At 65.7% G+C, this 6,752-nt stretch carries 5 protein-coding genes; 1 reads left to right on the forward strand and 4 read right to left on the reverse strand.

Features of this window, described 5'->3' with window-relative positions:
• Positions 1 to 27: 27 nt before the first annotated feature.
• A complete protein-coding gene (locus E8F06_RS17685; RefSeq protein WP_280369624.1) occupies positions 28 to 1,902 on the reverse strand; it encodes a di-heme-cytochrome C peroxidase in 1,875 nt (624 codons plus the stop codon).
• A gap of 85 nt (positions 1,903 to 1,987) precedes the next feature.
• Positions 1,988 to 3,091: a GNAT family N-acetyltransferase/peptidase C39 family protein gene (locus tag E8F06_RS17690; protein WP_280369626.1), complete on the reverse strand. Its 1,104-nt coding sequence runs from the start codon at positions 3,089 to 3,091 to the stop codon at positions 1,988 to 1,990.
• A 233-nt stretch (positions 3,092 to 3,324) separates the two neighbouring features.
• Here E8F06_RS17690 and E8F06_RS17695 point away from each other — a divergent pair, with 233 nt between their 5' ends.
• Positions 3,325 to 4,599, forward strand: coding sequence for a sigma-54 dependent transcriptional regulator (locus E8F06_RS17695; protein WP_280369630.1), 1,275 nt, complete (start codon positions 3,325 to 3,327; stop codon positions 4,597 to 4,599).
• Between the two features lie 33 nt (positions 4,600 to 4,632).
• On the opposite strand, the gene E8F06_RS17700 is transcribed toward E8F06_RS17695, so the two are convergent.
• Positions 4,633 to 5,229, reverse strand: coding sequence for an NAD(P)H-dependent oxidoreductase (locus E8F06_RS17700; RefSeq protein WP_280369628.1), 597 nt, complete (start codon positions 5,227 to 5,229; stop codon positions 4,633 to 4,635).
• Between the two features lie 494 nt (positions 5,230 to 5,723).
• On the reverse strand, positions 5,724 to 6,752 hold a 1,029-nt coding region (locus tag E8F06_RS17705), incomplete at its 5' end, for a methyl-accepting chemotaxis protein (protein ID WP_280365293.1).

The raw sequence follows: 6,752 nt of genomic DNA on the forward strand, positions 1-6,752 counted from the left end.
TTTGTCTGCTTCAGTGTTGGCGAGGGCTCAGCCCTCGCAGGACGGTCCGGGCGTCCAGGGGCGGGGTTCCACCGGGGTGAGCTGGCCTTCCAGCGCAGGGTTGCCGAGCACCTTGAGGTACTCGATCAGCGCCAGGCGCTCATCCGGGGAGAGGGCGCGGCCGATCACGCCGTTCTTGCGGCAACCGTCGCGGAACTCGTGGCCACCGTTGCCATTGCCCTTGATGCGGGTGTCCAGCAGGAAGCTGCCGGGGAAGGCGGTGGTCTGGAAGCCGACGAATTTCGGGTCGTACTCGAAGCTGCCGACATGGAACTGGCTGACCCGTTCGGTAACCGGGGAAAGCAGCTGGAACAGGGTGGGCACCGAGCCGTTGTGCAGGAAGGGCGGGGTGGCCCAGATGCCGTCCAGGGGGCGGGGCTTGTAGCCGCGTTTCTCCTGCACGCCGATGGGCAGGCCGAAGCCGTCCATGCGGGCACGCCCGTCGCCGGAAATACCGGCCTGTTTGTAGGCCTGGTTCTCGACGAAGGCGGTGATGTAGGCCAGGCCCTGGGCGCTGGAAATGCTCTTGAAGTCGATCTTGTCCAGACTGCCGTCGAACAGCTTCACATCCAGCTTGGCCAGTTGCTCGCGGGTCCAGCCCAGCTTGCTGATGTCGAAGCGGTGATCGGCGATGTTGTCGGCGGTGGTGGAGTCGGTGCCGATTTCTTCGATGGGCACGACGCGCATGTGCCACTCCGGGTCCCGATCGGGCGCCATGCGTTTGTCCGCTGGTACCACGTGGGGGGCGTGGCAGTAGGCGCAGTTCTCAGCGAAGAGGGCGCGGCCCTGGCTGGCGCGGGCCAGGTCCACCTTGCCGAAGACTTCTTCCGGCCAGCGCGGCGGGGCGAGCTGCTTCAGGGTTTCTTCCAGGGTATGGAGATCGCGCACGCGCACACTGGAGGCGTAGCGTTCGGCTTCCGGGACAGCACCGCCGTCGGGCTGGAACAGGTGCAGGGTGGCACCGACGCCCAGCGCTTCGCCGACGTTGCGGGCCATGGGCTGCATGGCCGAGGCGTTCCACTGCACCCAGTCGAACTTCCAGATGTCCCAGAGGTGCGGGTAGCTCACCGGGGCGTCGGCTACGCGGTAGTTGTCGGGGCTGATGGCGTCGCCGTAGACGCTGTTGGCGATGCGGCCGAACGCGTCAGTGCGGCCGAAGCCTTCCTGGGTGGGGTAGAGCCCGCGATGGGTATCGTTCCAGGCGGTGCCGAGCAGGCGGTCGAGGACTTTCTTGAAGTCGCGGCGCAGCTCGTCCTTGCCTTCGGGATAGCGTTCGCCCAGCACGTGTTCGGCGAAGCGGCTGAACTTCAGCGGGTTGTAGTAGGTGAAGGCCATGCTCATGCCCAGCGCTTGGCCGAAGCCGCCGCCGCGCAGGGTGGGCACGGTGGATGCCAGGGAGTGCAGCGCGGCGCCGCCGTCGATGCGCACGGCCTGGCCCTTGTAGCGCAGCTCGCCGGTGTGACAGGCGGCGCAGCTGATGTCGAGGTAGTGGACGCCGGTCTTCTCGTCCTCGTGACGCGCCATGCCCACCGGCAGGTTGCCGGGGTTTTGGGGGGTGGCGGTCTGTTTCGGGTCTACCAGGAAACCGAAGCGCGCCAGGTATTCCGGGCGGGCGAACTTGTCGCGGGAGAAGGGCAGTTCCAGCGCGGTGAACCACTCGTAGCGCAGGCCCTTAACCGTGGTGCCTTGTGGCGTGTAGTAGTAGGTCTGGCGCTCCTGGTCGCTCCACTGATCCAGGTAGTGCAGCTGGTCTGGCGCCTGGTAGGTCGGGAGGTTGGGGTTGGCGACGTAATAGAGGACGACCGCAAGGCCCGCGAGCAGGAGGAAAAGCACCAGCCAAAGGACACGGCGAAGCACGCGCATCAGATACTTCCTTGTAGCTTGCTGAAAAATTCCTACCTTATGCCAATCGCTATGGGTGTTGGCAAGGTGCTACTACGTAATTGTGCTAAGTCCCTCGCGGATAGAGCACGACCGCCGCGCGTTGTTTCCCCAGGCCGAAACGGCTAATGCGCTCGAACTCCCGATGAGTGACTGGAATGTGCTGACAGTCCTGCGCACGCCTGTGCAGGCTGCGTTCGGCGTTGGGATCGTGCAGGTAGATGAAGTTGCGGTCGCAGTCGGTGACCAGCACCCAGTGGGGCGCCCGGCTGCGGCTGCGGCGATGGCCGTCCACCAGCACCAGGGGTTGGCCACCGGCATCCAGCACGGGACGCAGGTCCAGTTCCTCACCGAGGTGCTGTTCGACGTCGGTGTTCTCCAGGGCGGAACAGAAGTCCTCGTGGGCCTGGCGAATCACTTCGCGCTTGCCGGCATTGCGCACCTCATCGAGAAACAACGGGCCCTTGTCGCTCAGGTGCAGCCTGACCTGATAGCCGCGCCGCCAGGCTGCCAGTGCCAGTCCATGCGGGCTGCAGCCGCCGTGGCCGCCGGGCATGTGCACACTGCTGGCTTCGCGCCAGAGGCGCAGCTCGTCCTGGTGATCGCCGGGCACGGCACCGTCCAGGGCGCCCATGGCCATCAGCAGGCACGCCGGACCGCAGGTGAATTCGGTGGTCTGGTGGTAATAGGGCACCGGGCGCTGCAGCGCCTGCGGATGCCGGACCACGCGTTTTTCCATGCGCAGGGCTTCGCGGTGGTCGGGGAAGAAGTCGCTCAGCAGCTCCAGCTGGTCGTAGCTATTGCGCTCGAACAGGGCCACGGCGTCGCGATCGTTGGGGCAGACCTCCAGCCGCAGGTAGGCGCAATCATGTTCGCGGGCGCTGGTTTCGGCCATGTCCAGCAGGCGCTGGCCGATTCCGTTGCCACGGGCGCGCGGGTCGGTGGCGACAGAGTGGAGGCGGGCGAGGGTGCTGCCCTGGCGGAACAGCACCAGTGCATAGCCGAGTAATGATTGGCCATCGCCCTCGGCCACCATCAGACAGGCATTGGCCTCCAGCATCATCCAGCGAAACTGTTGCCGGCCGAGGCGGGTGGCCTCGAAACAGCGCGTCTCAAGCTCTACCAGCGCCGACAGATCGTCGAGGGTGGCCGCACGTAGAAGCAGGTTCATGGCAGGCCCCGCAAGGCAGGGGAGGAATCGCACGAGTATTGGCCCGGATTGGAACGCTGTCGAGACGATTGCCGAGGGCGGTGGCGGTCAAAGTTCGAAGGAGAATTGCGCTTATAGAGAAACATTCCATAGGGCGCCAAAGTTCTTGCTAGCGTTACAAGTGGCGCGTCCAAACTATTGTTTTTATTGGCAATACAAATTTTTGGCGTCAAGGAAGGTTCACTTTGGAAGCCATCTCCTCCGCACCGCGACGCCTCCTGCTGGTCGACCCTTGCGACCACTGCCGGCGAATCCTACCCCACCTGGAAGAGGCTGGTTGGACGGTGTCCAGCCAGAACCTGGACGAGGCTTTGGCGGCCAGTTACGACATCGGGCTGTTGCGATTGCGTGGCGACCACCTGGAACGCGCGGAGGGGATCAAGCACCTGATCAGCCGCAGTGGCACCGAATGGATCGCATTGATCGATCCGCTGACCGAGGTGGGGGCGGGCGTGGATGAGTTCATCGGCGAGTGGTTCTTCGACGCCATGCCGCTACCGGTAGACCTGCCGCGCCTGCAGGGCCTGTTGGGACGCGCTTTCGGCATTGCGCGCCTGCGTGGCATCGGCAATCGCCGGGGCGACCAGAATGAATTGCTGGGCCAGAGCCGGCCGTTGCGGGACCTGCGCAAGCAACTGGCGCGCCTGGGGCCATGCGAGAAACCCGTGCTGATCCTGGGGGAGAGCGGCAGCGGCAAGGAACTGGTGGCGCGAACGCTACACAGGATGTCGCGACGGGTGGCGGGACCATTCGTCAGTTTCAACTGCGGTGTGTTGCCTGAAGCGGAAACCGCCAACCTGCTGTTCGGCCACCAGGGCAAGCTGGCGTCGGCCAATGGCGGCACCCTGTTCCTCGACGCCATCCATGAGTTGCCGCCTGGCCAGCAGGAACGTCTGTTGTACTGTTTGCGCTCCAAAACCCTGCGCCATGCCGATGGCGAGGTGTTGAGCCTGAATGTGCGGGTGCTGGCTTCGACCCGCGAGGAACTGGGCGATCTGGTGGAGCAGGGGACTTTCCATCCTGGCCTGTGCCAGTGGCTGGAGCAGAACCGCCTGCAGATCACCCCACTGCGCAAACGCCAGGGCGATATCGCGCTGCTGGCGGGGTACTTCGTTGATCTCTACAGCCTGGAGGCGGGGCGACGACCCAGCCATTTCAGCGAGGAGGCGCTGGCGGCAATGGTCCGTCACCGCTGGCCCGGCAATGTGCGCGAGCTGGCCAGCCGGGTAAGGCGGGGTTATGCCCTGGCGGAGAATGGGCCCATCGAGGCGGATGACCTGGGACTGCAGAGCGCCCCGGTGGACGGGACCCTGCTGGGCACGCTGGAGGACTACAAGCGGCGGGCTGAATATCAGGCGTTATGCGACGCCCTGGCTCATTACAGCAGCAACCTCAGCCATGCGGCCAAGGTGCTGGGGGTGTCGCGGCCGACGTTCTATCGTCTGCTGCACAAGCATCAGTTGCTGTAGGGGCGATTGTCGTCGCCCCTGCAACTGTGTTGCTTACATGCCGTTGGCGAAGGCCGGGATGCTCATGTCGATGGCTTCGCGGACCGGCTTCAGGGCTTCGGCGTAACGCGCCAGGATATCCAGGTCGTAGTCCATACGGGCGCGGATGCGCTGGTCGTCTTCGCTCACCGGCTCGACTTCGTTCAGCACTTTCTCGACGCCGCGAATGATCAGGTGCTCCGGCAGGTAGCAGAGGCGGCAGTTCTTGTAGCTGGAAGCGCGCAGCTCACTGATGGGATAGCCGCCGCCGATGCCGGAGGACACGCCCACCAGCAGACCCGGCTTGTGCGCCAGCTCTGCCTTGCTGGCGTAGATGAAGAAGTTCTTGATGGCCGGGCAGGCCATGCCGTTCCACTCGGGGGCGATCACTACCACCGCATCGGCGTCGCGCAATTGCTGCTGGTATCCGCTCCAGGGGCCGGTGTCTTCTGCCGGCCACAGCGGCAGCGGGCCCTGGCCGAGGTCGATGATGCTGCAGGAGCTGGGGCTGGCCTTGTCGAGTTCGATCAGGCGCTGGCGGATGAAACGGGCAACCTTGCCCGACTGACTGTTGGCGCGGCTGGAGCCGGCGATCAGGACGATGTTCAGCATCTAGGGGTTCCTTGTTCAGACCGTGGGGCAGGCTAGCCGGCAGTTTGCGAGCCGGCAAGTGAATGCATGCCAGGGTGAGACACGGATGGCGCCAGGGGGGTGTTTGAGGGTGGGGTGGTGCGCCCGTTGTGAGTTCGTCGGGGCAGGACTGCGTCCTGCTTAGCGATTGAAATCGCCCCCACAAGGTCAGGTGTTCGCCGGATGGCACGGAGCTGCCGGCGAGCGTCACCCCTCTCCTCTTCAGGGGTGAAGAGGCACGCTTTCGGAAGCACCACTTCCGGTGCCGATGAACGCCTGAGCGCGAAGCGATCAGGCAGGGGCGCAGAGCGGGGGCCGGGGGTGAGGGTCGTTCGGCTGGTTTCGGATTTCCCAGGGCAGACCTGCGGCCTGCTTGGCGAATGAATTCGCCCCCACAGAAGAGCGCAGGACCGGTGCCGGACGTAGCCTCGCCGGTGGAAGTAAAGAGCGACATCCACCCTACGCCCGCGCCCGACCTACACCCGGAACTGATCCATCAACCCCTGCTGGTGGTTGGCCAGGCGGTTCAGGGCCTGGCTGACCTGGGCGGATTCCTCGGCCTGGCCGGAGAGCGACTCGGTGACGTCGCGGATCGCCGCCACGTTGCGGTTGATCTCCTCGGCCACCGCGCTCTGCTCCTCGGCGGCGCTGGCGATCTGCAGGTTCATGTCGGTGATCACCGTCACCGCCTCGCCGATGCGTTGCAGCGCGACCACTGCCTGCTCCACCTGCTCGACGCTGCCCTGGGCCTGGCGGTGGCTGCTGTGCATCGAGCCGACCACTTCGCGGGTGCCGTGTTGCAGGCCTTCGATCACCTGGCGGATTTCCTCCACCGAGTCCTGGGTGCGCTTGGCCAGGTTGCGCACCTCGTCGGCCACCACCGCGAAGCCGCGCCCGGCCTCACCGGCCCGCGCCGCCTCGATGGCGGCGTTGAGCGCCAGCAGGTTGGTCTGCTCGGCGATGGCGCGGATCACTTCCAGCACCGAGCCGATCTGCTCGCTGCTGTTGGCCAGCGCCTGCACCTCTTCCATGGCCGCGCTCATTTCGCTGGCCAGTTGCTCGATGGCGCTGGTGGTGCGACCAATCACGCCGAGGCCTTCCTGGGTGGCATGGTCGGCACCGCGGGCGGCTTCGGCGGCCTGGGCGGCGCTGCGGGCGACGTCCTGGGCAGTGGCGCTCATCTCGTGGGAGGCGGTGGCCACCTGGTCGACTTCGCGGTACTGCTGCTGCATGCCGGCACTGGTCTGGCTGGCCACGGCGGCGGATTGGTCGGCGGTGCCGCGGGCGTCCTGCACCGAGCGTTTCACGTCGGCGATGATCGGCTGCAGCTTGTCGAGGAAGCGGTTGAACCAGCCGGCCAGCTCACCCAGTTCGTCCTGGCGGGCGTAGTCCAGGCGGCGGGTCAGGTCGCCTTCGCCGCTGGCGATGTCCTTGAGCATGCTGGCCACGCCCTGGATCGGCCGGGTCACGCCCCGGGCGGTGAGCCACACCAGCAGCAGGCCGGC

Source organism: Pseudomonas sp. BN411 (genome assembly GCF_029871235.1).
Taxonomy (GTDB): domain Bacteria; phylum Pseudomonadota; class Gammaproteobacteria; order Pseudomonadales; family Pseudomonadaceae; genus Metapseudomonas.